The sequence below is a fragment of the Pectobacterium odoriferum genome (assembly GCF_009931295.1).
GTDB lineage: Bacteria > Pseudomonadota > Gammaproteobacteria > Enterobacterales > Enterobacteriaceae > Pectobacterium > Pectobacterium odoriferum.
In genome coordinates this window covers 3,335,600-3,362,394 of sequence record NZ_CP034938.1, presented here as the reverse complement: position 1 = coordinate 3,362,394, position 26,795 = coordinate 3,335,600, and the positions used below count along the sequence as shown (strand labels likewise).

The window sequence follows — 26,795 nt, the reverse complement described above, 5'->3', positions numbered from 1 at the left end:
TTTTTATACCTCTCATTACTAGGTTTATTTCCCTGCTACGCGTTTTTCGATATCTGGATGTTTTATATTTATTTTGATACGGATCTGTCCCTGAAATTACTCCCACCTAATTACGCCGCCATTTCATAATCCACCGGTGTTTGATAACCCTGCGTTGAATGGTTGCAACGACGATGATAAAACACCTCGATATAATCGAATATCGCGTTCAGCGCCTCTTCTCTGCTGACAAACGCTTTTCCACACATCAGCCCCGTTTTCCGCGTGTGATAAAAGCTTTCCATTACCGCATTATCGTAACAGCAACACAAGAACAGAAAATAGATGTAAGTCCTGAAATACCGTCAGGGCACCGCTCAGGCAACGGCTCCAGGCTGCTGTCGACCACAAACCTCGGTTTGCGGCTTCTCGATTTTTTGCCACACGTCATGGCGGTGTTCTCCAGCCGGAAATGACACCACATCGTCGATACCCCCTTGTTGCTAGCGCAGAAACCTCTGCGTGACACGCGACGGAAGGTAATTGCAGGCCCTGAATATTCATTATTGTTGATGGCTTGTAGGCATAATCTTAGCGTTTCACTGTCGCACTAAACATTCTCTTTTAAGGCGCACTAGCCCTTGGGGAAAATATTGCTATGACGGTCACAAACACACCACAGTCGTGCGAAAAATACGGTGTCGTTAACCCTACGTTTATCTTCAAAATTGATTATCCATCCACTTTTACTTTACTGTCGTGCACAGTTCAAAACCGTAACTATTTTAGTGGTGGATAATTACTTAGCTAATTATCTGTATCGATACACCACTGCATGTAGAACCGTAAAATCAACCGCTAAACAATGGCATTGTAGACACAGAAAGGGGTGGTTAAATGGCTGATAGTTTCCAGAATGAAGTGCCAAAGGCACGTATTAATCTAAAACTTGATCTGCATACGGGGGGCGTAAGCAAGAAAACTGAACTTCCCCTGAAATTACTTGTGGCGGGCGACTTCAGTAATGGACAGGGATCTGCCCCACTATCTGAGCGCAAAAAAGTTAATCTGAATAAAAACAACTTTGACAACGTGTTATCCGAATTTTCCCCCTCAATAAACCTTTCTGTAGCAAATACCCTGGCCGGTGACGGTAGCGAAGACAGCATCAGTCTGACATTCCAGAACATGAAAGACTTCGAACCTGAACAGATTGCCCGTCAAATCCCGCAACTCAAAGCCATGCTTGCCATGCGCAGCCTGCTCCGCGACTTAAAAGCAAACCTGCTGGACAACGCAACCTTCCGCAAAGCGCTGGAGAAAATCCTACTCGACCCAACGCTTAGCGCTGAACTGCGCAGTGAGTTGTCTGCCCTGGCGCCGAAACAGCCATAACGGTCGCGATACTTAACGGATTAATGAAGGAAATGCTGATGTCTGTAAAAAATGAGAATGCCGCTGGTGGCGAGAGTGTGGTGCTTGAACGTCCTGCTGTTGGTGGGGTTTATGCGTCCCTGTTTGAAAAAATCAATCTGAACCCGGTGTCCGAGCTGAGTGCGCTGGACATCTGGCAGGATGCGCAGGCGATGTCGGATGCGACTGCGGATGAACGTTTAACGGCTGGGATGCAGGTTTTCCTGGAGTGCCTGACAAAATCGGGCTCAAAAGTTGAGAAGCTCGACAAAAACCTGATTGACCATCATATCGCTGAGCTGGACTACCAGATTAGTCGTCAGCTTGATGCAGTCATGCACCATGAGGACTTTCAGGCGGTAGAAAGTCTGTGGCGCGGGGTGAAATCTCTTGTCGACAAAACTGATTTCCGCCAGAACGTGAAGGTTGAACTGCTGGATATGTCCAAAGCAGACCTGCGTCAGGACTTCGAAGACTGCCCGGAAATCATCCAGAGCGGGCTGTATAAACATACATATGTTGATGAGTATGATACACCGGGTGGAGAGCCGATCGCCGCGCTGGTTTCTGCCTACGAATTTGATGCTTCTGCGCAGGATGTCGCGCTTCTGCGCAACATCTCTAAAGTGTCTGCCGCAGCGCACATGCCGTTTATCGGCTCAGCCGGCCCGAAATTTTTCCTCAAGGACTCAATGGAGGATGTGGCGGCCATCAAGGACATTGGTAACTACTTTGACCGCGCCGAGTATATCAAATGGAAGTCGTTCCGTGAAACAGACGATTCCCGCTATATCGGTCTGGTGATGCCGCGTGTACTGGGCCGCCTGCCGTATGGTCCGGACACCGCACCTGTACGTAGCTTCAACTACGTCGAAGAAGTGAAAGGCCCGGATCACGACAAATACCTGTGGACCAACGCCTCGTTTGCCTTTGCGTCTAACATGGTGCGCAGCTTCATCAACAACGGCTGGTGCGTACAAATCCGTGGCCCACAGGCCGGTGGTGCCGTTCAGGATCTGCCTATCCATCTGTATGACCTCGGTACGGGCAATCAGGTGAAGATCCCGTCTGAGGTGATGATCCCGGAAACCCGAGAGTTTGAATTCGCCAATTTGGGCTTTATTCCCCTAAGTTACTATAAGAACAGAGATTATTCCTGTTTCTTTAGCGCCAACTCCACCCAAAAGCCAGCACTTTACGATACCGCCGATGCAACGGCAAACAGCCGTATCAATGCGCGTCTGCCGTACATCTTCCTGCTGTCGCGTATTGCTCACTACCTGAAGCTGATCCAGCGTGAAAATATCGGGACGACCAAAGACCGCCGTCTGCTGGAACTTGAGCTGAACACCTGGGTTCGCAGTCTGGTGACGGAAATGACCGATCCGGGCGATGAGTTGCAGGCTTCTCACCCGCTGCGCGATGCGAAAGTGATTGTGGAAGACATCGAAGACAATCCGGGCTTCTTCCGTGTCCGACTGTTCGCCATCCCGCACTTCCAGGTGGAAGGGATGGACGTCAATCTGTCGCTGGTATCTCAGATGCCGAAAGCGAAATCATAAGCAAAGGCAGGAAGCCAATGAAAACGGAACAACCGTTATGGGGCAGGGGCCAGATGGTCTCTCCCCAGCACTTCCAGCAACAGGCCGCGTATGCGTCCTGGTCTGCGGAATGCATCGCCCGACTGGGTCTCTCCCATCCCTGGGGGATGATTGATGCCACTTTCGAACCGGATGCACTGAAACTGGGCCGTCTTCAGGCTCTGCGCTGGCAAATCAGCCAGTTGCGTAAAGAAACGGGTCATTCTGTGCCGCTGGTTCTGAATGGTCAGGTTGGCTGCGCGATGACGAATGACATGCTCTGGCAGGCGGCATATCGATAACACCGGCAATCCGCAACTGAACCAGACGCTGTCCCAGAAACGTGCCGAAGCGGTACGCGACTGGATGCGTGACACCGGCGACGTGCCGGAAAGCTGTTTTGCGGTGCAGGGCTATGGCGAAAGCCGCCCTGTCGCAACCAACGACACTCCGGAAGGGCGTGCGCTCAACCGCCGTGTCGAAATCAGTCTGGTACCGCAGGCCATGGCCTGTCAGATACCCGGCAAACACCCGGTGCCATCGCAGGGTGATGGCGCATCACAATTAAATGGAGAGTAATTCCATGGCAATTCCTGTTTATCTTTGGCTGAAAGACGACGGCGGTGCGGACATCAAAGGGTCTGTGGACGTTCAGGAGCGTGAAGGCAGCATCGAAGTGGTCGCTCAGGAACATAACCTGTACATCCCGACCGACAACAACACCGGCAAACTGACCGGTACCCGTATCCACACCCCGTTCCTGTTCACCAAGGAAATCGACTCGTCCAGCCCGTACCTGTACAAGGCCGTGACCACCGGTCAGACCCTCAAGTCTGCGGAATTCAAGTGGTACAAAATCAACGACGCGGGTCAGGAAGTGGAGTACTTCAACACCAAACTTGAAAACGTGAAAGTGGTGAAAGTGAATCCGGTGATGCACGACGTCAAGGATCCTTCTTTCGAAAAGCATAACCACCTAGAGCGCATTGAACTGCGTTACGAAAAAATCACCTGGACCTACAAAGACGGCAACATCATTCATTCCGATTCGTGGAACGAACGCGCCACGGCGTAAGCCCGATGCGGATGGGATTTCCTGTCCGCAGTTTTTGCTGAGAGCCTGTCTGAAACGGGCTTTCAGCAAAGAAAACCACAAACTGCCAGCCGACCGTATGCGCTCTGGTCCCCCTTCGCGGGAAACAGCGATGGGCGGTAGCGTGTCCAGGAACCGACAAAGAGAGAGAGTCATGGAAAATCCAGCCATTCTGTTGCGACGTCTGAACCCTTACTGTGCCCGTGCGATGGACGGCGCGGCGTCGCTCTGCCAGACCCGTGCCCATGCGGAAATTTTGCCGGAGCACTGGCTGCTGAAGCTGCTCGAACAAGGGGAAGGTGACCTGACGGTGCTGGCTCGTCGTTACGAATGGGATATGGATGCGCTGTGGCAGGCGTTGCTCGGCTGGCTGGATAATCAACCGCGTTCGGTACGCCACCGCCCGCAGCTGTCTGACGCCATTCAGACCCTGATGCAGGAGGCCTGGATGCAGGCCTCGCTTGCCGGAGAGGAGCGTATCCGCAGTGTGCACCTGCTGATGGCGCTGGTCGATAAGCCAAAACTGGCTCGCTGTGACGGACTGTGGCCACTGCTGACGCTGGGGCAGAGTCAACTGGAACGTCTTCGCCCGCTGCTGGATACGCAGTCAGACGAACGGCCGGATCTACAGCTGGAAGCCGAACTGGGCCAGGATCACGGCAGTGAGGTGGTGTTTGTGAGCCGTCCTGCGGGTGCAGAACTGAAAGAGGGGGAAGTGAACCCGGCGTTACAGAACGCGCTGGATAAATTCACCCTCGACGTCACTGCCAAAGCCAAAGCGGGCAAGATTGATCCGGTGTTCGGCCGTGATACGGAAATCCGCCAGATGGTGGACATCCTCTCCCGTCGGCGCAAGAACAACCCGATCCTGGTCGGTGAACCGGGTGTCGGCAAAACGGCACTGGTCGAAGGCCTGGCGCTGCGTATTGCCGAAGGCAATGTACCGGAATCCCTCAAACCGGTTATCCTGCGCACCCTTGACCTCGGTCTGTTGCAGGCGGGCGCCGGCGTGAAAGGCGAGTTCGAACAGCGCCTGAAAAACGTCATCGATGCGGTGCAGCAGTCGCCGGTGCCGGTTCTGCTGTTTATCGACGAAGCCCACACTATCATCGGCGCGGGTAATCAGTCAGGGGGCGCGGACGCGGCGAACCTGCTAAAACCGGCGCTGGCCCGCGGCGAACTGCGGACCATCGCGGCGACCACCTGGTCCGAATACAAGCAGTACTTCGAACGCGATGCCGCGCTGGAGCGCCGCTTCCAGCGGGTGTTGGTGGACGAGCCGGACGATGACACGGCGTGTCTGATGCTCAGGGGCTTAAAATCCCGCTATGCCGAACATCACAGCGTGCACATCACCGACGATGCGGTGCGTGCCGCGGTCACCCTGTCCCGCCGTTACCTGACCGGCCGCCAGCTGCCGGACAAAGCCGTTGACCTGCTGGATACCGCCGCCGCGCGTGTGCGTATGAGCCTCGATACGGTGCCTGAACAAATTGTGTGCCTGAAAGCACAGCTGACCGCACTGGCGCTGGAAGAGCAGGCGCTGCTGGAAGATATCGCCGCTGGCAGCAACCGTCATGGTGGCCGACTGGGTGTGATTGAGCAGCAGCGGGCTGAACTGGACGCGCGTATTCAGGAGCAGGAAGGCCGATTCAGCAACGAGAAGGCGCTGGCACAGCAGCTGATGGCCAGCCGGCAGGACATCAGCCAGCAGGCTGAAATTGCTGACCTGCAACAGCAACTGGAGCAGGCTCAACAGGGCGACGTACTGGTTCAGGTGGATGTGGACACCCGCACGGTTGCCAACGTGATTGCCGACTGGACCGGCGTACCGCTGTCTTCCCTGATGAAAGACGAGCAGACCGAACTGCTGACGCTGGAAAATGAAATTGGCAGCCGTGTCGTCGGCCAGGATGTTTCCCTTGAGGCCATCGCCCAGCGCCTGCGCGCGGCGAAGACCGGACTGACGTCAGAGAACGGCCCGCAGGGCGTGTTCCTGCTGGTTGGCCCGAGTGGTGTGGGCAAGACGGAAACCGCGCTGGCGCTGGCGGATGTGCTGTACGGTGGTGAAAAATCGCTGATTACCATCAACCTGTCTGAATATCAGGAGCCGCATACCGTTTCCCAACTGAAAGGCTCGCCGCCGGGCTATGTTGGCTACGGCCAGGGCGGTATTCTCACCGAAGCGGTACGCAAGCGCCCGTACAGCGTGGTGCTGCTGGATGAAGTGGAGAAAGCGCACCGCGACGTGATGAACCTGTTCTACCAGGTCTTCGACCGCGGCTTTATGCGCGACGGCGAAGGGCGTGAAATCGACTTCCGCAACACCGTCATTCTGATGACTTCCAACCTCGGCAGCGACCCCCTGATGCAACTGCTGGATGAACAGCCAGACGCCACCGAAGCAGACCTGCACGAACGGCTGCGCCCGATATTGCGCGACCACTTCCAGCCGGCGCTGCTGGCCCGCTTCCAGACCGTGATTTACCGGCCATTAGCCGAAGCGGCGATGCGCACCATCGTGGAAATGAAGCTCGCACAGGTCAGCAAGCGCCTGAGTCGCCACTACGGCCTGACCACGCATATCGAAGAGAGCCTGTATGACGCGCTGACCGCCGCCTGCCTGCTGCCGGATACCGGGGCGCGCAACGTCGACAGCCTGCTCAATCAACACATTCTGCCGGTGCTGAGTCAGCAGTTGCTGACTTATATGGCGGCGAAACAGAAACCACAGTCGCTATGCCTTAGCTGGAGTGAGGAAGCGGGTATCGGGCTGGAGTTTGACCGGATACAAGGAGTGAATGCATGAGTACCAGCCTCCCGATAAGATTCAGCCACAACCATCACAGGCTTTCGGTGAAGGGATGTGCAGCCGAGCTCGATGTACTGGCGTTTGAAGGCGATGAAGCCCTGAGCACGCCGTTCAGTTACCGTATTGAATTCACCAGTGGTGACCATGCCATCAGCAAAGAGATGATGCTGATGAAAGCGGCCTCCCTGACGTTGCTGGCCCCGGAAGACCTGGGATACGGCATCAAAATGCAGCAGGCCGTGCGAACCCTTCAGGGGGTGGTGAGCGGTTTTGAACGTCTCAACACCTCAAAGGATGAAACCCATTACGCGCTGACGCTCCAGCCCCGCCTGGCGCTGCTTAATCGGTCGCACCAGAACGCGATTTATCAGGACATGTCGGTGCCACAAATCGTGGAAAAAATCCTGCGCGAGCGTCACAACCTGCGCGGTCAGGATTTTCTGTTCTCGCTTGAAAAAGAGTACCCGCGCCGTGAGCAGGTGATGCAGTACGGCGAAGACGACCTGCACTTTATTACCCGCCTGCTGGGTGAAGTCGGCATCTGGTTCCGCTTTACCACGGATACGCGCCTGAACATCGACGTCGTGGCGTTCTACGACGGTCAGCAGGGCTATGAAAAAGGCCTGACGCTGCCATCGATTCCGCCGTCGGGCCAGCATTCGGACGGAGTGGACGCGGTCTGGGGCATGGAGAGCCACCACAACGTGGTGCAGAAGCAGGTCAGCGCCCGCGACTACAACTACCGCAAGGCGACGGAAGACATGAACACCCAGGTCGATGCGACCCGCGGGGATGCGACCACCTACGGTGATGCCTATCACTATGCGGATAACTACCTGACAGCGGGTAATACCTATGACCGCAATCCGGCACCGGAGTCCGGGGCGTTTTATGCCCGCATTCGTCATGAGCGCTACCTGAATGGCCAGACGCAGACCCGTGCCATCACCAGTTGCCCGACCCTCTCTCCGGGTCAGGTAGTGAAGGTCACCGGCGGGTACGAAGTGGCGGAGACCTTCAGCAAGGGCATGGTCATCACGGCGATGCACAGCCATGCGCGGCGTGATGAAGATTTTGGCGTCAGCTTCGACGGTATTCCGGACAGCACGGATTTTGGTTTCCGTCCTGAGCCTGGCTCACGCCCGGTGATGGCCGGTACATTACCGGCCCGCGTCACCAGTACCACTGAAAATGACACCTACGGGCATATTGATAAAGACGGCCGCTATCGCGTCAACATGCTGTTTGACCGTGATAACTGGGAGACCGGATTCGAGAGCCTGTGGGTGCGCCAGTCCCGCCCCTATGCCGGCGATACCTACGGCCTGCACCTGCCGCTGCTGGCGGGCACCGAAGTGGCGATTGGCTTTGAAGACGGCAACCCGGACAGACCGTACATCGCCGGCGTGCTGCATGACTCGGCACATGGCGACCACGTCACCATCCGAAACTACAAACGTAACGTTCTGCGCACGCCGGCGAACAACAAAATCCGCCTCGATGACAGCCGTGACCAGGAGCATATCAAGGTCTCCACCGAGTACGGCGGCAAGAGCCAGCTGAACCTCGGGCATCTGGTCGACAGTGAGAAGAAAAAACGCGGTGAAGGTTTTGAGCTCAGAACCGACAGCTGGGGAGCCATCCGGGCGCAGAAAGGGATATTTATCAGTGCTGATGGGCAGGCAAAGGCACAGGGGGATGTGCTGGAGATGGGTGCGGCGCTGAGCCAGTTGCAATTGGCCTTGAACCAGGCCGAGGCCCTGAGTAGCGCGGTTGAAACAGCCAAAGCTGAACTGGCCGATATCCAGACCCAGAAGGCACTACTGCAACAAACGCTGACCGATTTGAAACAGTCTGCGCTGTTACTCTCTGCCCCGGAGGGCATTGCCCAGAGCACGCCAAAAAGTGTGCAACTGTCAGCGGGTGAGAATGTTATCAGCACCAGCGGCAAACATACTGATTTCAGTGCATTGAAAAGATTTACCGTGGCGGCCGGGGAGAGGGTCAGTTTGTTTGCCCAAAAGTTGGGTATCAAAATTTTTGCCAGCAAAGGGAAGGTGGAGATACAGGCGCAGGGGGATGAGATGACGCTGGATGCGCTGAAAGATATCCGCATAAGCAGCAGCGAGGGCAAGCTGGTCATCAGCGCGAAGCAGGAAATCATTCTGACGAGCGGCGGCGGCTATATTCGCATTGCTGATGGTGTCGTGGAGTGCGCGGCACCGGACAAAATCATCCAGCGTGCGGCGGTGTGGCAGAAGTTTGGTGGGCAGAGTATGAGTCAGGCGGCGCAGAGCTGGGAAAGCAGCGAATTTGAAATGGGACCTGAAGTGCTGTGGCCCTATTCTGAGACACCCGTAGCGGGTCAGAAAATCAGCCTGACGCACAGCGATGGTACCGTGCAGGAGTTAATGACCTCTGCATCCGGCCGTGGGGAAAAACAAAACCTGGTGGACCCTGCATCAGTGCAGATAAACCTGAAGGATGAGGGCTAACAGATGATTGAAGCCACTGAAAGCAATAGTGTCCTGCTGGGATACGACAAGTTTGGTCATCCACTCTATAAGGTCATTGCCACGCCGAAAGACAAGGAGCAATGGCTCAAACTTTATAAGATGCCGGACAGAGTCATCCCGGTTGTGTTTTTACCGGGGGTGATGGGGAGTAATTTGATGAACCCAGATGATGGTAAACCGGTCTGGACCGTCAATGGTCATGCAAGCATGTTACCCTGGATTGGAAGGGGGCCAGCGAAAAGAAAAAAATTACTGGATCCCATCAAAACCGTGGTTGATCCCAGCGGGAAAATCAAGACTGAAAGCCCGGAAGAACGCCTTTTATTTTCATCGCGCAGGGAGAGAGGCTGGGGGGAAGTGGGGGCAATGAGCTATGGCACTTTCCTCCCTTGGCTTCAGGAAGCGCTGAACGATAACCAGACAATGTTAAAAAATAAGACCAGCAAAAATGGTAGCCTGACCTCGCGTGAGAGGCTGCTGGATAAAGCATTGGGAGCCGAAACGGGTGAGAGTAACCTGACTTCTGAGGAAGTGGCACTAAGCTATCAGTACCTCTTTCCGGTCCATGCAGTGGGCTATAACTGGCTACAGTCGAATGTGGAGTCAGCTGAAATGCTGGCCAAGCGTATTGAAAAGATTATTGGCGATTACAAAGCTAGCGGACGCAAATGCGAAAAGGTGATCCTGGTGACCCATTCGATGGGGGGGCTCGTCGCCCGTTACTATTCTGAAATATTGGAAGGAAACTTAGGGCAGAAAAATATACTGGGTATTGTGCACGGGGTGATGCCGGATCGTGGCGCCCCGATGGCCTATAAGCGCATGAAAGCGGGGGAGGCAGGAATAACCGGTTTAGTCATTGGCGGTAATGGCGCTGAAATGACCGCCGTGCTGGCGCAATCGCCGGGCCCTCTACAACTCCTGCCAGGCAATGGATACGGTATGGGGTGGTTTCACGTTGAGGGTCTTCAGCAGCCGTTGCCCCAGACTAGCCCCTACACGGAAATCTACACTCAAAGGTCGGCGTGGTGGGGGTTATGTGAGGAGCGCTTTATTAATCCGGATAATAAAAATATGGATAAAGCCCAACTGGAGCAGGACTGGCAATCATATGTGGACATTATTGATAATAAAGTTAGAAAGTTTATAGAGGGACTTAATGGACACTACCATGAAAATACCTATGCCTTTTACGGTAATGACGGGAAGAAATACCCCTCTTATGCTGAACTGTACTGGAAAGATACGAGCGGGAAACATACCCAGGAAGCCTACCGTTCGCAGGTCAGCGAACAGGGGGAGATTTTCTACCCAGCAGACAAATTTAACCAGACTATCCGCTATGCAACGCTGGAAACACCGGACCAGGGTTATGTTATCCGCAAATATGAATTATCGCGTCCAGCGGAAGACGGCGACGGGACTGTGCCGGTCAGAGCGGCAGTGATTAATTCTCCGAAGTTAAAGGCCCAGCTCGGTGTGGGTGTCGACCACGAGGGGGCGTACAAATCTGACAACACCATGGATGCGCGCTGGTTTACTCTTCGCTCAATTATAAGAATTGCACAGCAGGTGAAAAATACAGGGCTTGCTTACCATGAATAATATAAAGAAAAATGTAGTTATCGTTGCCGCTTTAATCGTAGCGGGATATGGGCTGTATCAATATTTCCGTCCTTACAACCCTTCGTCACAAACACTGACGTCATCACAGCAGGAAGCCATGAACAAGATAAACGCTGAAATGAAACCCTACTGCGTCGGACGCTATATGCTCGATCTGCCATCCTCCTTTACGGCTTATAATGACTCTACTCCGCTGGATAAAAATATCTGGGCGGTGGTGATTTCCCGGCCAGAGGATTCGTATAAAACCTATCTGGCGACAAAGAAGATGTATCATCCGGGTTTTGTGCAGTTAATCGCATTACGTGAAAAGGCGCTACAAAACAGTAAAACCATAGACGCCCAGGACATGCCCTTTTTAAAAAAAGTCTGGCCGTTACCCATTGGTATGGACGGTGTGATTTTTGAAAGAAATGAAAATGGAAGCGTTGCGGATGCAATGCGTATTCTGGAAGGTTATCTGTATACCAACGGCGTGGTTATCAAACTACAGAAGCAGACCATTAATGATTCGAGCTCTATATATAATGAGCAACGAAGGGGGCGACCACCCAGAAACTACGTCGCAAGAGATGTCAGCCAGATGCAATCGCTGATGGCGAGGATCAGCGGCAGGGATAATGACATCATTCCGACAAAGCCTGGATCCTGTATCACCCATGCGTTTATTGCCACCGACCCGACGGCGAGGGAGCGGGAGGATATTAACATAGGACTCATCAGTAATACTTTCGATAATATACGCGTTGCGGTTTCTAATGATAACTTTACGCGTGAGGAAAACACGGTGCTGGACAGAATGGGAGAAATAAAAAGCAATATTTCCCGCTCACGGGGCGGTATAGAAAGAAAAGGGGCCTTTAGTGTTTATGGACTTCAGGCGCAGGAGTTTCTGGCAACGGGCTTGCAGGAAGACAACGATGAACCACGATATCAATTTGAAATGTATATCAATGAAATGACGGCCAGTTATAAGACTCCGGGATTTATGCTGACCCTGGATAATCAACGCATGTCGCCAACCTCCTACAGTAAAGAGGAGATTATCGCCTTCTGGGACACGATCAGCCGTAGCGTGCGTGTGCGCCCCGGCGCGTTTTGACCGGCCGGAAAGGATTGCGGATAAATAACAGGGAGGCTTCACAATGGATAAAATAAAACGGAAAGTCATTATTTTTGCTGTTTTTGTCGCGCTGGGGTACGGGGTATATCAATATTTTCGCCCTTATGACCCATCCCCACAAAGACTGACGTCATCACAGCAGGAAGCCATGAACAAGATAAACGCCGAAATGAAACCTTACTGTGTCGGACGCTATATGCTCGACCTGCCATCCTCCTTTACGGCTTATAATGACTCTACGCCGTTGGATAATAATATTTGGGCGGCGGTAATATCCAGACCAGAAGACATGTATAAAACCTATCTGGCGACAAAGAAGATGTATCATCCGGGTTTTGTGCAGTTAATCGCATTACGTGAAAAGGCGCTACAAAACAGTAAAACCATAGACGCCCAGGACATGCCCTTTTTAAAAAAAGTCTGGCCGTTACCCATTGGTATGGACGGTGTGATTTTTGAACGGAATGAAAACGGAGGAGCTGCGGACGCAATGCGCATTCTGGAAGGATATCTCTATAACAATGGTGTGGTTATCAAATTTCAGAAGCAAACGGTCAATGATTCAGCTTCGCGTTATGTAATACAACGCAATGGCGATCCAATTCAAAACTATGTCGCAAGTGATGTCGGGCAAATGCAATCGCTGATGGCGAGGATCAGCGGCAGAGATAATGACGTCATTCCGACGAAGCCTGGCTCCTGTATCACCCATGCGTTTATTGCCACCGACCCGACGGCGAGGGAGCGGGAGGATATCTCCGTTGGGCTTGAAAGTAAGACACTGGAACATATCAGAATTATTATCTCCACTGATAACTTTACCCGTGAGAAAGACACGGTGCTGGAGAGAGCTGGTGAGATAGAGAGTAACTTGTACCGTGGCCAGGTGGAAAGAAAAGGGGCCTTTAATGTTAGCGGGCTGCAGGCCCAGGAGTTTCTGGCTACGGGTTTACAGGCATCTCAAGACGAGCCGCGTTATGGTTTTGATATGTTCATCAATGAAATGACGGCCAGCTACAATACCCCCAATTTTATTCTGACCCTAGAGAATGATTCCATGCCGCCGACCTCCTACAGCAAGGAGGAAATTATCGCCTTCTGGGACACAATCAGCCGTAGCGTACGCGTGCGACCCGGCGCGTTTTGACCGGCCGGCAAGGATTACGGATTAATAACAGGGAGGCTTCACAATGGATAAAATAAAACGGGAAGTCATTATTTTTGCTGTTTTTGTCGCGCTGGGGTACGGGGTATATCAATATTTTCGTCCTTACAATCCTTCGCCACAAAAACTGACGTCATCACAGCAGGAAGCCATAAACAAGATAAACGCTGAAATGAAACCCTACTGCGTCGGACGCTATATGCTCGATCTGCCATCATCCTTTAGGGCTGAGGAATCCCCAGAAAAAAAGACAGGCATAGAGTTTTATGATCTACTGATTTTCGCCAAAAAATTCAATGAGATCACCCTATGCTTGCCCGTAAAATATGCCAGACTTTTTTCCGTAACGCTTTAGCTTCAACGCACCAATATCGACAACATGCCCTTATTGATTCCACCACCGCGTTGATAAACGGTGCGACACTTTCACTCATCCGTATCGGGCGTTATTTACCCGGCCCTGCTCGCGTGAAAGATAAAATAAAACGGGTTGACCGCCTTTTGGGAAATACTGCGCTTCATAACGATATCTCGAAAATATTTAATCAGATTACGTCCATGATGACCAAAAACATGCCGTGGTGTGTCATTGCCGTTGACTGGAGTGGCTATCCCTCTCAGGCTTTTCATGTCCTGCGTGCCAGCCTTGCCTGTGATGGTCGCGCTATCCCCTTGATGAGTCAGGTGGTTCCGTCAGAAAAGCAAAACAATATTTTGATACAGAAGGCCTTTCTTGACGCGCTTGCCAGTGGCATCTCACCACAAACGAAAGTCACCCTCATCACCGACGCGGGCGTCCACAATAAATGGTTTCGGCATATCAGAGCACTGGGGTGGGACTTTATTGGCGCAGGGGGATGAGATGACGCTGGATGCGCTGAAAGATATCCGTATCAGCAGCAGCGAGGGCAAGCTGGTCATCAGCGCGAAGCAGGAAATCATTCTGACGAGCGGCGGCGGCTATATTCGGACTACCGACGTGGATCATGAAGGCGCTTATGCCGTGGGGGATACCGGTACGGAAAATGGCCTTTCTGTAGCGATGAAGTTCACGTTACGCTCGATTATAAAAATGGCCGGGGAGGTCACCTCATGCGGGTAAGGCATTTATGGCTGGGATTAATTGTTATCGTCCTTATTCTCGGTACGATTTTCTGGTTGCTCACCCGCCCGTGGCCGGTAGCCCCTTTAACGGCAAAGGAAAAACAAATGACGGATAAACTTTTTGAGCAAACCAAACCCCAGTGCATTGGTCGCTATCTTTTTGATGTGCCCGTTTCATTTAATAATGCTGCGGTCGGTCAGGTAAAAATTAATGAGATGAGAATTGCCAGCAAGCAGCTGTATCCTCCGGCGTTTGCACAACGTATCCGTTTACGTGAACAGGAGTTAAACAATAGTCCTACAGTTGATCCCGAGGACCTTCCTTATCTGAAACAAATGTATCGGATAAATGACAATACAATCATTTTTGATCGCAATGTAAATGAAAGTGTTCCGGGTTTCGGGCGAGTTCTTGAAGGTCATCTGTATAATAATGGAGTGGCATTTATTGTTACTACAGAAATCACTGACTTATCCGATCCAAAATATAAAAAGGACAGAGACGATTATTTAAACAGCGGTTCGAAGGAGAGCGACCTGAACGATAAGCCTCAGAAACTGGCAGAAATGCAAAGCCTGCTTTCCAGACTAAAAGGAAGAAAGGATGATGAAGTGCCAGCACAACCCGGTATCTGTATTCCAGAAGGTTTTATTAGTGACGAGGGTGTGATATCAAAGGATGATATTACTTTGATATATAAGCAGGGTGATTTTGAGATTATTGTTAACAGTAATAATTTCTTGGGTAAAGACAATACATTACTTGAGCGAGGGAGTGAAATAAATTCCACTATCATCAGGGTTGGAGCCCATACTCTGAAGAAAGGGACTGTAAAGCTTCCAGAGATAAATGCAGAAGAGTGGTTGATGAAAGGTAAACAAGATATCTATCATCCGGAAGAGAAAAACGTTCCATACTATACATTCCATTTTTACGGTAATGAAAAAATTGGCGATTTGAAGCATCCGGTATTTTCTATTGAGTTGCATAATTCTGATAAGGAAACGAAAGCTTATAATGATTCACAACTGGTCGATATCTGGGACAGAATCACCAGAACGTTCAGATATCGCCCCGGAGCTAAGTAGTCGCTACTGAAATTAGTAGTGCTTTCCGCACACTTCCACAATATTTGAAAATAAAGGATACACAAAATGAGCGTCGGCTATTTTTTAAGAGTTGGTGATAGCACCACCTGCGGTGGGAAGATCCTTACAGGCGATCCAGCGTTTCAATGGTACGGCGTTTCTGCTGCCAGAGAAGGAGATATGGTTAACTGCGGTAAGCACTCCGGAACTTACAAAATCTTAGGCGGAGCCGCAGACACATTCGATGGAAGCCAGGTTCTGGCGGGGTCGCTTGATAGTTTTAGTTCGTGTCCGTGCCATGCAAAGTTTATCCCTAGCCTTCAGGATAGCTATTCTAAGGCCTAAGGAAGATGTGGGGATATTTGAAAAATCCATCGCCACTGAAAAATATTCAAAAACTGCATCCCCCTGAGCTAGAATATAAAAAGGAATGATTAATGAAATATAACCCTCAATATAGATTATTGCTTGTCAGCCTGGCATCTCTGATTTTCATCACCGCCTGCCAAACGGAACCAGTCACCATCGAACGTAATAAAAACATTAAAATAGTCAGCCCATTCTCAGGTTCAAGCCCTGATGGGCAATGCTATAAAATAACTGCTGAGAATAAGGATTATTACGGACGCCTAGACAAAGATGGTCACCCATTACAAATTCCTGAGATTGAAAATAAAGATATCAAAATCAGTCTAAGGCTCTTAAGTGATAGCGATTGTAAAGAGAAAGGGATCTAATTTGGTTCTACCACATTAATCGCAGATGATTATTGAAATTCACCACGGCGAGGAGTTTACAACGTGGAAGATAAACTAGTTTACTTCGATTTGTGTGGTGCATTATCAGATATATTTGTAGATAACGAAGTTGATTTTAAATATATCTCCTCAATAGCAAAAAAATTCCCTGTCGCTATAGTTGAAGAGATTTTATTTGAATGGGTTGCCCCTGTTTGTTACACCAATCTCCTGACCCCGGCACCTTCTGTATGGAGTGGGTTTGATAAAAAAACTTTATGGATCGATATTTGCGACTATAGAAATAAAAAAGGCTTTACCGCAAAATGCAAACATAAATTGCTTGTGTCTATTCTCAAAATAACTTACAGGAAAGAATGGAGGGCTCTGAGAAATGAAATGCTATAGCGATAACGCTAAAATAACGCATGGTTTAATGTTCAATTCAATTTTATTAATGAACAGCGTGGCGCTCAGTTAATCTGAAAGCTTTCTCATGACTCTTTTAATTTCCCCCTTGAGTCTTAAATAAAACATAAAAATATCGAGTTTTACTATGGTATGGCCTATACCTGATATTCCTGATAAAAAAATTCTTCCATCACCAAAGTATTGGTTATGGATAATAGTATTGATACTGATGTTAATCGCGGGTGCTATTTCCAGCTTATGGTTCTGGAATAAGGAAACCTACGCTAAAGTTTTCTTCTACGGTATCCTGCCTGCATTGCTGGTTTGGCTATGTTTATTCGGGGTAATGTTAAACCGCTATGAACAGTCTGTCGTAGCCAGCCGAGCCTGGAAACTTGAAACAGAACGAACCAAAGCTGAATGGTGCAGCTGGAGCCAACAGCAGATTGCCGTGGTTGGCAATGTTTTATTTTCCCCGGAAGAGGAAGGAATGGAAGCACTATTGGGGGAGTTGGATAAGGTGCCAGCATATCCTAAAAAAGCTCGCCCGTTATTCAATTCCCCGCATAGTTTTCCAACTTTAATGAAAGAAACAGACCGAGAGCTGGAGCTGCAATATCCGGGGTATCGTCATTTTCTACACTCTATTTATGTTTTTCAGTCGCCAGACAGATTTGATGAATATCGTAATGAGTTGATTTTTCAACAATGGGATCTCATACCTACTTCAGTCTATTCCTCGGGAATTTTAGAATCTTTCTATGATGCAAAAATTTCTGACGGGCTGATATTAATTCTTTGTCTTCAGGATTGGCCTGCCCGAAGCGTCGGGGAGTCAAGTGAATTTATTTCTGCTCAGCTTATCGCTTCACCTACCTTTACTCGTCAGCATTCACTGCCTGTTATCGCCGGCATAACTCGGATGATGCCGATGGAAGCAGGGCAGCTTATTAATGAGTTAGATATGTTATTTGAATATATACAGCCTGATAAGGAGAATCTGGAATACGTTTGGCTGTTGGGGGCTGCTGAAAAAACGGCCGTAGAAATAATGCAATACGCAACTCTCCATCAGTGGCCTCTGCCGGAAAAAAGGCCGCTGCATTCTATCGATCTCTCCTTTGGGCCGCCTGGAGAGATGGCTTTACCACTTTCCTTAGCCATGATGGCCGAAGCCGCCAACAAAACGGGTAAGGATCAGCTGCTTGTTAATCAGAAGCCGCAGCAAACAGGGACACTTTGCTTGATTGCCAGGGAGCTTTACTCATGATCGAACAAAAAATATTGCCAAATACACGCTATGGCTCATGGGGATACTTCCTCCTGGTTATTGGTCTGGCGGGAATAAGTGCTTTTGTACTTTTTATCAACCAAGACAGTTTGAACAGCATCGGGATTTCAACTCAAAAAATCTGGACAATTTGGGGAGGCGTGTTTGCTGTCTTGCTCCTTGGCCTGATTGGTTCACCTGTCTGGTGGCGATGGAAGCAGAGAAGAAATCAGGCCGTCTATAAGCCGCAGGCGCCTGGCGAAAATCTCGGGCCGCTCTCCGTTGAGAATAGAAATACGGTTCAGTCTTGTCCTGGCCTTAAAAAACACCTTCGCCGCCGCTACAACCTCTTCTGGCGCCGCAAAGTCCGTCTGCTGCTGGTCACCGGTGATGAAGTTGCGATTGAACAACTGGTACCAGGCCTGCGGGAAAACCAGTGGCTGGAAGGTCACCGTACCGTACTGATTTATGGCGGGAGTCTGACGGCAGAAATTGATGCAGAAAAATATACCGCACTGCGCAAGCTGCGCCGCGGGCGTCCTCTGGACGGGATTGTCCGTGTTATGCCTGAGTCGCTTAACCTGACATCACAAATCAGTGATAACGATTTACGCGGGCTGGAAAAAATCGGTGAGCTGCTGCGTTATCAGCCGCCCGTCTGGCTGTGGCAACTCTGCGACAGCGCCTGGTCGCAGAACGGACGCACTGAACAGGCAGTGGGTGCATTCTTCCCACTGCGTGCTAAACCCGATGATATCACTCGCCAGTTGGAAAACCTGCTGCCTGCACTGAATGCTCAGGGCATGAGTCAGGTGGTTGAAAATAACAGTCACGACTTCCTGCTGCGCCTGGGCCAGCACCTCAAAGAAAGCGGTATTAGCCGCTGGGCACAACAACTGACACCCTGGCTGTATGCCAACCAGCAACGCGTTCCGCTCCGTGGTCTGGTGTTCAGCCTGCCAGAAGCGGCTTCAGCGGACGGTGAAAAAGCGGCTAACGAAGCCGGCATGCTCTCCTCTTCTTCCCACAGACATGCGCTGGCTCTTCCTGCACGCTGGCAAGGGGTGACGGACGACTGTACCCGCGTACGCGGTCGCCGCGTCGGCATGGCCTGGGAGCGTACGCTGGCCTGGGCAGTGTTGGCCGTGCTGGGGGTATGGGCCGCAGGTTTGCTGCTGTCGTTTGCCGTCAACCGCCAGCAAATTGTCTCGGTGGCGGTAAAATCTCACGCGCTGGTTGAGCATCCTTCGGTATCAGACCAACAGCTAACGGCGCTGCATGATTTGCGCAATGACGCCGGGCGTCTTAAATATCGTGTTCAGGAAGGCTCTCCCTGGTATCAGCGTTTTGGTCTTGACCACAATTCCCGGCTGCTCGCTGCCATGCTGCCCTGGTACGGTGTTGCCAGTAACCGTTTGATCCGCGACCCGGCAAATGAGGCGTTACAGCAAAAAATCAGCAGGCTGGCCAACCTGCCACCGGCCAGCCCACTGCGCGGCGAATTGGCGAAGACCGGCTATGACCAGTTGAAAGCCTGGCTGATGATGGCTCGTCCGGATAAGGCCGATGGTGCGTATTACGCGCAGACCCTGAAAGCCGTGCAGCCGACGCGGATGGGTATCTCAACCGGCCTGTGGCAAAGCCTGTCGCCGGATTTGTGGGCCTTCTACATCAACGAATTACCGAAGCAGCCTCAGTGGAAAATCACGCCGGATGCCGGGCTGGTGGCGCAGGCACGTCAGGTGCTGTTGGAACAAATTGGTCGTCGCAATGCGGAAAGCACGCTGTATGAGAACATGCTCAAATCCGTGCGTCGTAACTTCGCCGATGTCTCTCTGGAAGACATGACCAGCGGCACCGATGCGCGGCGACTGTTCACCATCGGGGAGGTGGTGCCGGGCATGTTCACCCGCCAGGCGTGGGAAGGGGGCATTCAGCAGGCTATCGAAAAGGCCGCAAACTCCCGCCGGGATGAAATTGACTGGGTGCTGAGTGATTCCCATCAGGCCGTATCAGCTGACCTGTCGCCGGAAGCCCTGAAAGCGCGTCTGACGCAACGTTACTTCACCGACTTTGCCGGCAGTTGGCTGAGCTTCCTCAACAGCCTGCGACTTAACCCGGCAAACAACATTGCGGACGTCACCGACCAGCTGACGCTGATGAGCGATGTCCGCCAGTCGCCACTGATTGCCCTGATGAATACCCTCGCCTGGCAGGGACAGACCGGCCAGCAAAGCGAAGGCCTTTCGGATTCCATCATCAAATCGGCTAAAGACCTGGTAGGCGGAAAAGACAAACCTGCGATTGACCAGTCTGCGTCAGGGCCGCAGGGGCCACTCGATGAAACTTTTGGCCCCCTGCTTCAGCTTCTGGGTAAAAACAAGGGCAGTAACGTCATGTCGGCTGACAACTCACTGAGCCTGCAGACGTATCTGACCCGCATCACCCGCGTGCGTTTGCGTCTGCAACAGGTGGCCAGCGCCTCTGACCCACAGGCGATGATGCAGACCCTGGCGCAGACCGTGTTCCAGGGCAAAAGCGTGGACCTGACCGACACCCAGCAGTACGGCAGTTTGATTTCAGCAAGCCTTGGCGAGGAGTGGAGCGGATTTGGCAGCACAATGTTTGTGCAGCCGCTGCTCCAGGCCTGGGAGACGGTGCTTCAGCCGTCGGCGGCGAGCCTGAATGACAAATGGAACCGCTCCGTGGTGGCGAACTGGCACACCGCCTTTGACGGGCGCTTCCCGTTTGCGGCGAGTAAAAGTGATGCCTCCCTGCCAATGCTGGCTGAGTTTTTGCGTAAAGACAGCGGACGTATTGAGCGTTTTCTGACGACAGAGCTCAGCGGTGTGCTGCACAAAGAGGGCAGCCAGTGGGTACCGGATAAGGTCAACAGCCAGGGGCTGACCTTTAACCCTGCCTTCCTGAAAGCGGTGAACCAACTCAGCCAGCTTTCCGACATTCTGTTTACCGATGGAGCGCAGGGTATCAGTTTTGAGTTGCAGGCACGGCCGGTACCGGAAGTCGTGGAAACTCAGCTCACTATTGATGGTCAGCCGCTCCATTACTTTAATCAGATGGCCGACTGGCAGTCGTTCCGCTGGCCGGGAGAGACGTACAAGCCGGGAACTATGCTGACCTGGAGCACGGTCAACGCTGGTGCGCGCCTGTTCGGAGATTACAGCGGGACCTGGGGCTTTATTCGCTGGCTGGACCAGGGCAAGCGCCAGCAGCGTGACCGCAGCCAGTGGATGATGAGCTTTACCGCCCCGGACGGTCGGACCCTGCAGTGGGTCCTGCGCTCACAACTCGGGAAAGGTCCGCTGGCGCTACTGGAGCTGCGCGGTTTCACGCTGCCGGATCAAATATTCAGTGTCGACAGCGCGGCCACGGCTCAGGCGCTGATGGCCAACACTGGAAACAGTGACATGGATGGAGTCGAATAATGAGCATTTTGCAGAATCTGGTCACCGCCTGTCAGGCTGACGATACTCAACTGCGGCAACAGGCGCAGGCACGCACGGAAAACTGGCAGCCCTGGCTTGCGCCGGTAAGTGACACCAGTCCGACCGGAGAAGACCCCAGCTATGACGATGATTTTCAGCGCATCCGCGAGGAGGTTAATAAACTTTCCGGCATTGATACTGGGCTGATTTGCACGCTTGCTGAAAAGTTACTGACCACTGGTGCTAAAGATATCCGGGTTGCGACTTATTACTGCTGGGCGCGCCTGCACCAGGATGGCGAAGCCGGCTTTGCCGAAGGGCTTGAACTGCTGGCAGGATTGCTACAGCGCTATGGCAGGCAACTTCATCCGCAGCGCGAGCGAAGCCGTAAACCGTCGCTGGAGTGGCTCGCAGGCTCTCGTGTTCTCGACAGCCTGTCACTCTGGCCAGAAGTGGTGCGCGACGATGCACTGCACACTGTCGGTGCGCTGCTGCTGATCCGCGACAGCCTGGAGGCAGAGCCGGAAGCGTCACGACCAGAGCTGAATGCCCTGTACAGCGCGCTGGAATCTCGCCTGATGAAGGCCGGTGGCGTGGATGCTGTGGTGCCGCAGAACGCCGGTAATAAGGCGCATTCACAGACCTCCACGCATACGACGGAGTTTGACGCGCCGGTTCTGAGTCGCATTACCTCCGGTCAGGATTTGCTGGCCCAGGCTCGTACCCTGACGGGATATCTGCGTGAGCAACCCGATGGCTGGCTTGCCGCACACCGGCTGATGAAAAGCCTACGTCATGACACGCTGAGTGCTATTCCTGCACCGGATGCTGAGGGGAAAACGCGCATCGAACCGCCGCGGGCTGACCAGCGGGCGATGCTCAAACGCCTGTACCTGCAGCAAAGCTGGCTGGAGATACTGGAGCAGGCAGACAGCACCTTTTCGCGTGGCGCTAATCACCTCTGGCTGGATTTGCAGTGGTATATCCACCAGGCCCTGATGAAATCGGGACAGGATGTGCTGGCTGATATCATCGCCGCCGACCTAAAAGGACTGCTGCGCCGCCTCACCGGACTTGAAACGCTGGCTTTTAATGACGGGACGCCGTTTGCCGATGAGGTCACGCTGAACTGGATAAATCAGAGCGTGCTGGACGATATGTCCGGCTGGCGGGACGAGCCGGTCAGTGCCGCCAGCACGTCTGACAACAATATTCTGGCGCTGGAGCCGGAAGCGCTGGATAAAGCGGACAGCGAAGGACTTGATGCCACACTCCAGTGGCTTCAGACACGCCCGGGCACCGATTCCACAAAAGACAAATGGCTACTGCGTCTGCTGATGGCCCGTGTAGCCGAGCAGAAGGGCAAGAATGAACTTGCGTTGCATCTGCTGGGTGAGCTCGACAGTGCCGCACAGACAATCACCCTCACACAGTGGACACCAGCACTGTTGTTTGAAGTGAAATCGCGCCGCCTCAGGTTATTGCGCATGAAAGCCACACGCAGTGAAACCGATAAATCACGGCTTCAGCCTGAGATGGATTTGCTTTTGTCCGGTCTGATTGCGCTCGATCCGGCCAGCAGTGCAGTGCTTTGCGGGTAAAACGCCTAGCATACCTTTAAAACACACATATTCAGGTTTTTATGGACGACTTAACCCTGCGTTATTATGACGCCGAAATGCGCTATCTGCTGGAAGCCGGTGAAGAGTTTGCCCGCGCTCACCCTGAGCAGGCAGCAATGCTCAATCTCGACAAAGCGGGGGCGCGCGACCCGTACGTAGAGCGGCTGTTCGAGGGCTTTGCCTTCCTGATGGGCCGGCTGCGTGAAAAGCTCGATGACGATCTTCCAGAACTGACCGAAGGGCTGGTCAGCCTGCTGTGGCCGCATTACCTGCGCACCATTCCGTCGATGTCGGTGGTGGAGTTCACCCCTGACTGGCGCGAGATGAAAGAGCCGATGCGCATTGTCAAAGGTTTCGAGGTCAATTCGCGGCCGATCGGGGAGAAGGGCACGCGCTGCCGGTACACCACCACCAAAGAGATAACCCTTCAGCCGTTGTCACTGGAGCACGTCCGCCTGTCGACTGACCCTGACGGGCGTTCGGTCATCAACCTGCGGTTTAACTGCAGTCATCTTGCCGACTGGAGCCGTGTCGATCTCAGCCAAATCCCATTCTACTTCAATGCTGACGCACCGCTGGCCTGTGCCATGCATGAAGCCTTTACTATGAATACTGCGCGTCTCTGGCTGAGCATGCCGGGTGACACGGACAGAAGACCGCTGGACGGGTATTTCACCGCACTGGGGTTTGGTGATGATGACGGGTTGTGGCCGAAGGGTGACAGCAGTTTCAGCGGTTACCAGTTGCTGCTGGAGTATTTCACCTTCCGCGAGAAATTCATGTTCACGGGCCTGCGCGGGCTGGAGACCGTGATCTTTCCGGCTGAGCTCCCCTGGTTCGAAATCGACGTGGTACTGGCGGATCGCTGGGAGCATGACTTCAGCTTTACCGAAAAGCATCTGCGCCTGAACTGTGTGCCGGTGATTAATCTGTTCCCGCTGGAATCTGACCCGCTGACGCTCAACTCTCTGCAGACCGAATACATGCTGCGTCCGATGCGGGTGCAGGATGGCCATACCGAGATTTATGCTGTCGATTCGGTGATGTCATCAAGCCAGCATACCTACGTGCCATTCTCAAGCTTCCGCCACAAAGGCGGGATGATGCGCCATGAAGCCCCAGAATATTACTACCACACCCGCGTGCGCCGCGGTCCGTCCGGGCTGCATAACACCTGGCTTATCCTCGGCGGTGAAGCGTTTGATAACCACACGGTGCCGGAAGACGAGAGCCTGTCGCTGACGCTCACGGGTACCAACGGTCAGTTGCCAAGACGTGCACTGCAGAGCACCGTGCTTGATACGGTGATGAAAACCACCTCGGCCAGCATCGCCGTGCGTAACCTGTGTGCGCCGACACTGCCCTGTTATCCGCCAGCGCAGGACCGTTTTCACTGGCGTGTGCTCAGCCATCTCGGCAGCGGATTTCTGTCGATGATGGATAATGCCGACGTGCTGCGCGGTACCTTGGCTCTGTATGAATGGACCGACAGCGAGATGAACCGCCGTCGCCTAGAAGCCATCATTGATGTGAAGCACAGCGAAACCGAGCGCTTTGAGCAGGGTTACCTTGTGCGTGGTGTGCAGATTGAGGTGACGTTGGACAGCCACGGCTTTGCCGGACGCGGCGACATCTGCCTGTTTGGCGAGATGCTGAGCCGCTTCTTTGCGCTCTACACCGATATCTATCTGTTTAACCGCCTGATTATCATTCTGCAACCGACAGGAGAGCGTCTGGAATGGGAAGAGAAGCACAACCGCCGTATTCCCGGCTGACCCCGCGGCTGGAGGCTGACCTTAACCGCATTAACTTTTACCGTTTCTGCCAGTTGCTGGAGAAGATGAATCCGGGCAGGCCGCTGATGGGCTCAACCGGCCATCCGGCTGACGACCCTGTGCGTTTTGCCCCGCATCCGGGAATGGGGTTTCCGGTCAGTGAACTGAAGGCCATCGAATACGATGAGGATGATGACAGCAAACCGCCTGTCATCCGTGCCACGTTTATGGGGATGTACGGCGTCGATTCGCCACTGCCGACGGCCTATCTCGATGACATCACCCAGCGCCGTGAAGGGCATGAAGCGCTGCAGGGTTTTCTGGATATTTTCAGCCACCGCATCCTGACGCAGTTTTACCGCATCTGGCGAAAATATTCCTACCCGGCCACGTTTGAGCCGAGCGGAACGGACAGCATTTCGCAGTCGTTGCTGGGTCTGGTGGGGCTGGGCATTCCGGGCACCGCAGAGCATATTGCCACCCCGGTGTCCCGTTTTCTGGCGCTGCTGGGTGTGCTGCAGCAACCGGGTAAAACGCAGGAGGGCATGCAGGCCTTGGTGACCCTGTTGGCCCCGGATACTACCGTAAAGGTCAGCCCGTACTGCCTTCGACCGGTGGAGGTCAGTCAGCCACTGGGCTTTTACGGTGATGACGATTTTCTGCTGGACGGCAATACGCCACTGGGTGATGAAGCGATGGATGCCGGCAGCCAACTGCTGGTTGCACTCACGACGGATAACGAACAGGAAGCGCAGGGCTGGAAACCGGGTGACCTGCTGTATAAGGACTTTCTGGTGATGCTGCGGGTCTATCTCGGTTGGCGCTTTAAGGCAAAAATCACACTGACCACTCGGACCCGCCTGCTGGCCGCTCCGCCGCTCGGCGAAGGCCCATTCTGGCTTGGGATGAATGGTGTACTGGGCGCGGAAGACGAAGACCTCCTGGACGATATCCCGCAGACCTTTACGACGGAACTGGGCTATTACACCGGCCTGCAGCCCGCAACACCACAACAAGGAAATCGACATGTTACGTACAAATTTAACTAAAACTGCGCGCTGGCTGTTGCCGCTGCTGGCATTCAGCCTGGCTGGCTGCGGGCTGACGCAGGGCGTCACCGATGGTACCAAATCGGCGTTTAATGCTGTTTTCTACAAAAAGATTAAGGTGCTGCGCCTGGATTTCACCGCGCGTGAAGCGCTGAACACGGATTCCCGCGAGAGTAACTCACTGTCCGAGCCGGTGGTGGTCCGTATCTACCAACTGAAAGACCGGAAAACCTTCGACAAAACGGTCTACCAGCAACTGCTCCAAGATGGGGGCACCATTCTGAAGGACGACCTGCTTGCCAGCCGTGATGTGGTGGTAAAACCGGGCGGGGATGCAAACCTTGATATGCCAATGGAAGAGGACGCGCAGTTTGTCGCAGTGGTCGGGTTATTCCGCCATCCGGATATGGTCAATAACACCTGGAAACACGTAATTCAGCGCGAAGATCTTGATCCGGATAAGCCGCGCATTCTGGAAGCGGGTAATAACCATCTGACGCTGCAACCGCTCAAGGATGAATGATGCCCCAGAGACACAACACACCTTCGCTCTATGAAATGCTCACAGGTCATTTTATCGGTGGCCTTGGCCTCAATCAGGTCAGTGAAGAAAATCAGGTCATCCTGTCAGTACTCGACAATATGCAACGTATCCTCAACAGCCGTGCAGGAACGCTGGCGCACCTGCCTGATTATGGTCTCCCAGATATGACCAAAATCCTGCAGGGCATGCCGGGAACGGCCCATGAGCTGATGGGCACCCTGTCGGCTGTTTTGCTCAAATATGAGCCACGTCTGAAAAAAATAACTGTTGTCCTGCTGGAGCAGAATGTTCCGGGCGAACTGCGCTATGCCATTGATGCTGAACTTAAAGGTGTCGGTCTTGTACGTTATGGCACCGAGTTTATGCCTGAAGGGCGGGTCCTGTTACGCCATCTGAAGCAACAGCAATATCTCGACACGACAACACGTCTGTAAGGCCAGA

The 26,795-nt window shown here is 52.9% G+C and carries 21 protein-coding genes and 4 pseudogenes; 24 read left to right on the top strand and 1 reads right to left on the bottom strand.

Annotated elements, in window-relative coordinates; all coding sequences use genetic code 11:
- Positions 1 to 110 precede the first annotated feature (110 nt).
- Complete coding sequence (locus EO763_RS23955) at positions 111 to 284, bottom strand: IS3 family transposase (RefSeq protein WP_161529446.1); 174 nt, start codon at positions 282 to 284, stop codon at positions 111 to 113.
- Positions 285 to 876: 592 nt separating this feature from the next.
- On the opposite strand from EO763_RS23955, the gene tssB reads away from it, so the two are divergent.
- The 24 genes and pseudogenes from tssB to tssE all read left to right on the top strand — a co-directional run bounded on the left by tssB (position 877) and on the right by tssE (position 26,788).
- On the top strand, positions 877 to 1,374 hold the full coding sequence (tssB, locus tag EO763_RS15105) for a type VI secretion system contractile sheath small subunit (protein WP_161529445.1): 498 nt from the start codon (positions 877 to 879) through the stop codon (positions 1,372 to 1,374).
- A 32-nt stretch (positions 1,375 to 1,406) separates the two neighbouring features.
- Positions 1,407 to 2,954 carry a type VI secretion system contractile sheath large subunit gene (tssC, locus tag EO763_RS15100; RefSeq protein WP_161528221.1) on the top strand — a complete coding sequence of 516 codons (1,548 nt, stop codon included), beginning with the start codon at positions 1,407 to 1,409 and terminating at the stop codon, positions 2,952 to 2,954.
- Between the two features lie 17 nt (positions 2,955 to 2,971).
- Positions 2,972 to 3,169, top strand: a pseudogene (gene tssK / locus EO763_RS15095) (type VI secretion system baseplate subunit TssK); the annotation flags it as partial.
- 94 nt (positions 3,170 to 3,263) lie between these two features.
- Positions 3,264 to 3,551 (top strand): annotated as a pseudogene (locus EO763_RS15090) (OmpA family protein); the annotation flags it as partial.
- Between the two features lie 4 nt (positions 3,552 to 3,555).
- A complete protein-coding gene (gene hcp, locus EO763_RS15085) occupies positions 3,556 to 4,047 on the top strand; it encodes a type VI secretion system effector Hcp (protein WP_103184900.1) in 492 nt (163 codons plus the stop codon).
- 172 nt (positions 4,048 to 4,219) lie between these two features.
- Positions 4,220 to 6,874: a type VI secretion system ATPase TssH gene (tssH, locus tag EO763_RS15080; RefSeq protein ID WP_161529444.1), complete on the top strand. Its 2,655-nt coding sequence runs from the start codon at positions 4,220 to 4,222 to the stop codon at positions 6,872 to 6,874.
- Positions 6,871 to 9,372 (top strand): DUF2345 domain-containing protein, encoded by a 2,502-nt coding sequence (locus EO763_RS15075; protein ID WP_161529443.1) that lies wholly within the window; start codon positions 6,871 to 6,873, stop codon positions 9,370 to 9,372. The genes tssH and EO763_RS15075 overlap by 4 nt, the downstream gene beginning before the upstream one ends.
- A gap of 3 nt (positions 9,373 to 9,375) precedes the next feature.
- Entirely contained in the window at positions 9,376 to 10,998 is a 1,623-nt protein-coding gene (locus EO763_RS15070; RefSeq protein WP_161529442.1) for a lipase family alpha/beta hydrolase, read from the top strand.
- Positions 10,991 to 12,121, top strand: a complete 1,131-nt coding sequence (locus tag EO763_RS15065; RefSeq protein WP_161529441.1) for a T6SS immunity protein Tli4 family protein — start codon at positions 10,991 to 10,993, stop codon at positions 12,119 to 12,121. Before EO763_RS15070 ends, EO763_RS15065 begins: the two co-directional genes overlap by 8 nt.
- 43 nt (positions 12,122 to 12,164) lie before the next feature.
- The gene (locus EO763_RS15060) at positions 12,165 to 13,289 is read left to right on the top strand and encodes a T6SS immunity protein Tli4 family protein (protein ID WP_161529440.1); all 1,125 of its coding nucleotides are present in this window, start codon (positions 12,165 to 12,167) and stop codon (positions 13,287 to 13,289) included.
- Between the two features lie 43 nt (positions 13,290 to 13,332).
- Positions 13,333 to 13,662 (top strand): hypothetical protein, encoded by a 330-nt coding sequence (locus EO763_RS23420; RefSeq protein WP_208851960.1) that lies wholly within the window; start codon positions 13,333 to 13,335, stop codon positions 13,660 to 13,662.
- Positions 13,617 to 14,156, top strand: a pseudogene (locus tag EO763_RS15050) (transposase family protein); the annotation flags it as partial. The gene EO763_RS23420 and the pseudogene EO763_RS15050, both read left to right, overlap by 46 nt.
- Positions 14,155 to 14,277, top strand: a pseudogene (locus EO763_RS23950) (DUF2345 domain-containing protein); the annotation flags it as partial. The pseudogenes EO763_RS15050 and EO763_RS23950, both read left to right, overlap by 2 nt.
- Before the next feature lie 122 nt (positions 14,278 to 14,399).
- The gene (locus EO763_RS15040; protein ID WP_161529438.1) at positions 14,400 to 15,500 is read left to right on the top strand and encodes a T6SS immunity protein Tli4 family protein; all 1,101 of its coding nucleotides are present in this window, start codon (positions 14,400 to 14,402) and stop codon (positions 15,498 to 15,500) included.
- Positions 15,501 to 15,566: 66 nt separating this feature from the next.
- Positions 15,567 to 15,845 (top strand): PAAR domain-containing protein, encoded by a 279-nt coding sequence (locus EO763_RS15035; protein ID WP_161529437.1) that lies wholly within the window; start codon positions 15,567 to 15,569, stop codon positions 15,843 to 15,845.
- Positions 15,846 to 15,937: 92 nt separating this feature from the next.
- Positions 15,938 to 16,237 (top strand): hypothetical protein, encoded by a 300-nt coding sequence (locus EO763_RS15030; protein WP_161529436.1) that lies wholly within the window; start codon positions 15,938 to 15,940, stop codon positions 16,235 to 16,237.
- A 63-nt stretch (positions 16,238 to 16,300) separates the two neighbouring features.
- Positions 16,301 to 16,645 (top strand): DUF7079 family protein, encoded by a 345-nt coding sequence (locus EO763_RS15025; protein WP_161529435.1) that lies wholly within the window; start codon positions 16,301 to 16,303, stop codon positions 16,643 to 16,645.
- A gap of 148 nt (positions 16,646 to 16,793) precedes the next feature.
- Positions 16,794 to 17,918: a DUF4282 domain-containing protein gene (locus tag EO763_RS15020; RefSeq protein WP_161529434.1), complete on the top strand. Its 1,125-nt coding sequence runs from the start codon at positions 16,794 to 16,796 to the stop codon at positions 17,916 to 17,918.
- Positions 17,915 to 21,364, top strand: coding sequence for an ImcF-related family protein (locus EO763_RS15015; protein ID WP_161529433.1), 3,450 nt, complete (start codon positions 17,915 to 17,917; stop codon positions 21,362 to 21,364). The genes EO763_RS15020 and EO763_RS15015 overlap by 4 nt, the downstream gene beginning before the upstream one ends.
- Entirely contained in the window at positions 21,364 to 22,965 is a 1,602-nt protein-coding gene (gene tssA / locus EO763_RS15010; protein ID WP_161529432.1) for a type VI secretion system protein TssA, read from the top strand. Before EO763_RS15015 ends, tssA begins: the two co-directional genes overlap by 1 nt.
- Before the next feature lie 41 nt (positions 22,966 to 23,006).
- A complete protein-coding gene (gene tssF, locus EO763_RS15005; protein WP_161529431.1) occupies positions 23,007 to 24,761 on the top strand; it encodes a type VI secretion system baseplate subunit TssF in 1,755 nt (584 codons plus the stop codon).
- Entirely contained in the window at positions 24,725 to 25,810 is a 1,086-nt protein-coding gene (gene tssG / locus EO763_RS15000; protein ID WP_161529430.1) for a type VI secretion system baseplate subunit TssG, read from the top strand. The genes tssF and tssG overlap by 37 nt, the downstream gene beginning before the upstream one ends.
- Complete coding sequence (gene tssJ / locus EO763_RS14995; RefSeq protein ID WP_161529429.1) at positions 25,788 to 26,333, top strand: type VI secretion system lipoprotein TssJ; 546 nt, start codon at positions 25,788 to 25,790, stop codon at positions 26,331 to 26,333. Before tssG ends, tssJ begins: the two co-directional genes overlap by 23 nt.
- Complete coding sequence (gene tssE, locus EO763_RS14990) at positions 26,333 to 26,788, top strand: type VI secretion system baseplate subunit TssE (protein WP_161530413.1); 456 nt, start codon at positions 26,333 to 26,335, stop codon at positions 26,786 to 26,788. The genes tssJ and tssE overlap by 1 nt, the downstream gene beginning before the upstream one ends.
- Positions 26,789 to 26,795: the final 7 nt, after the last annotated feature.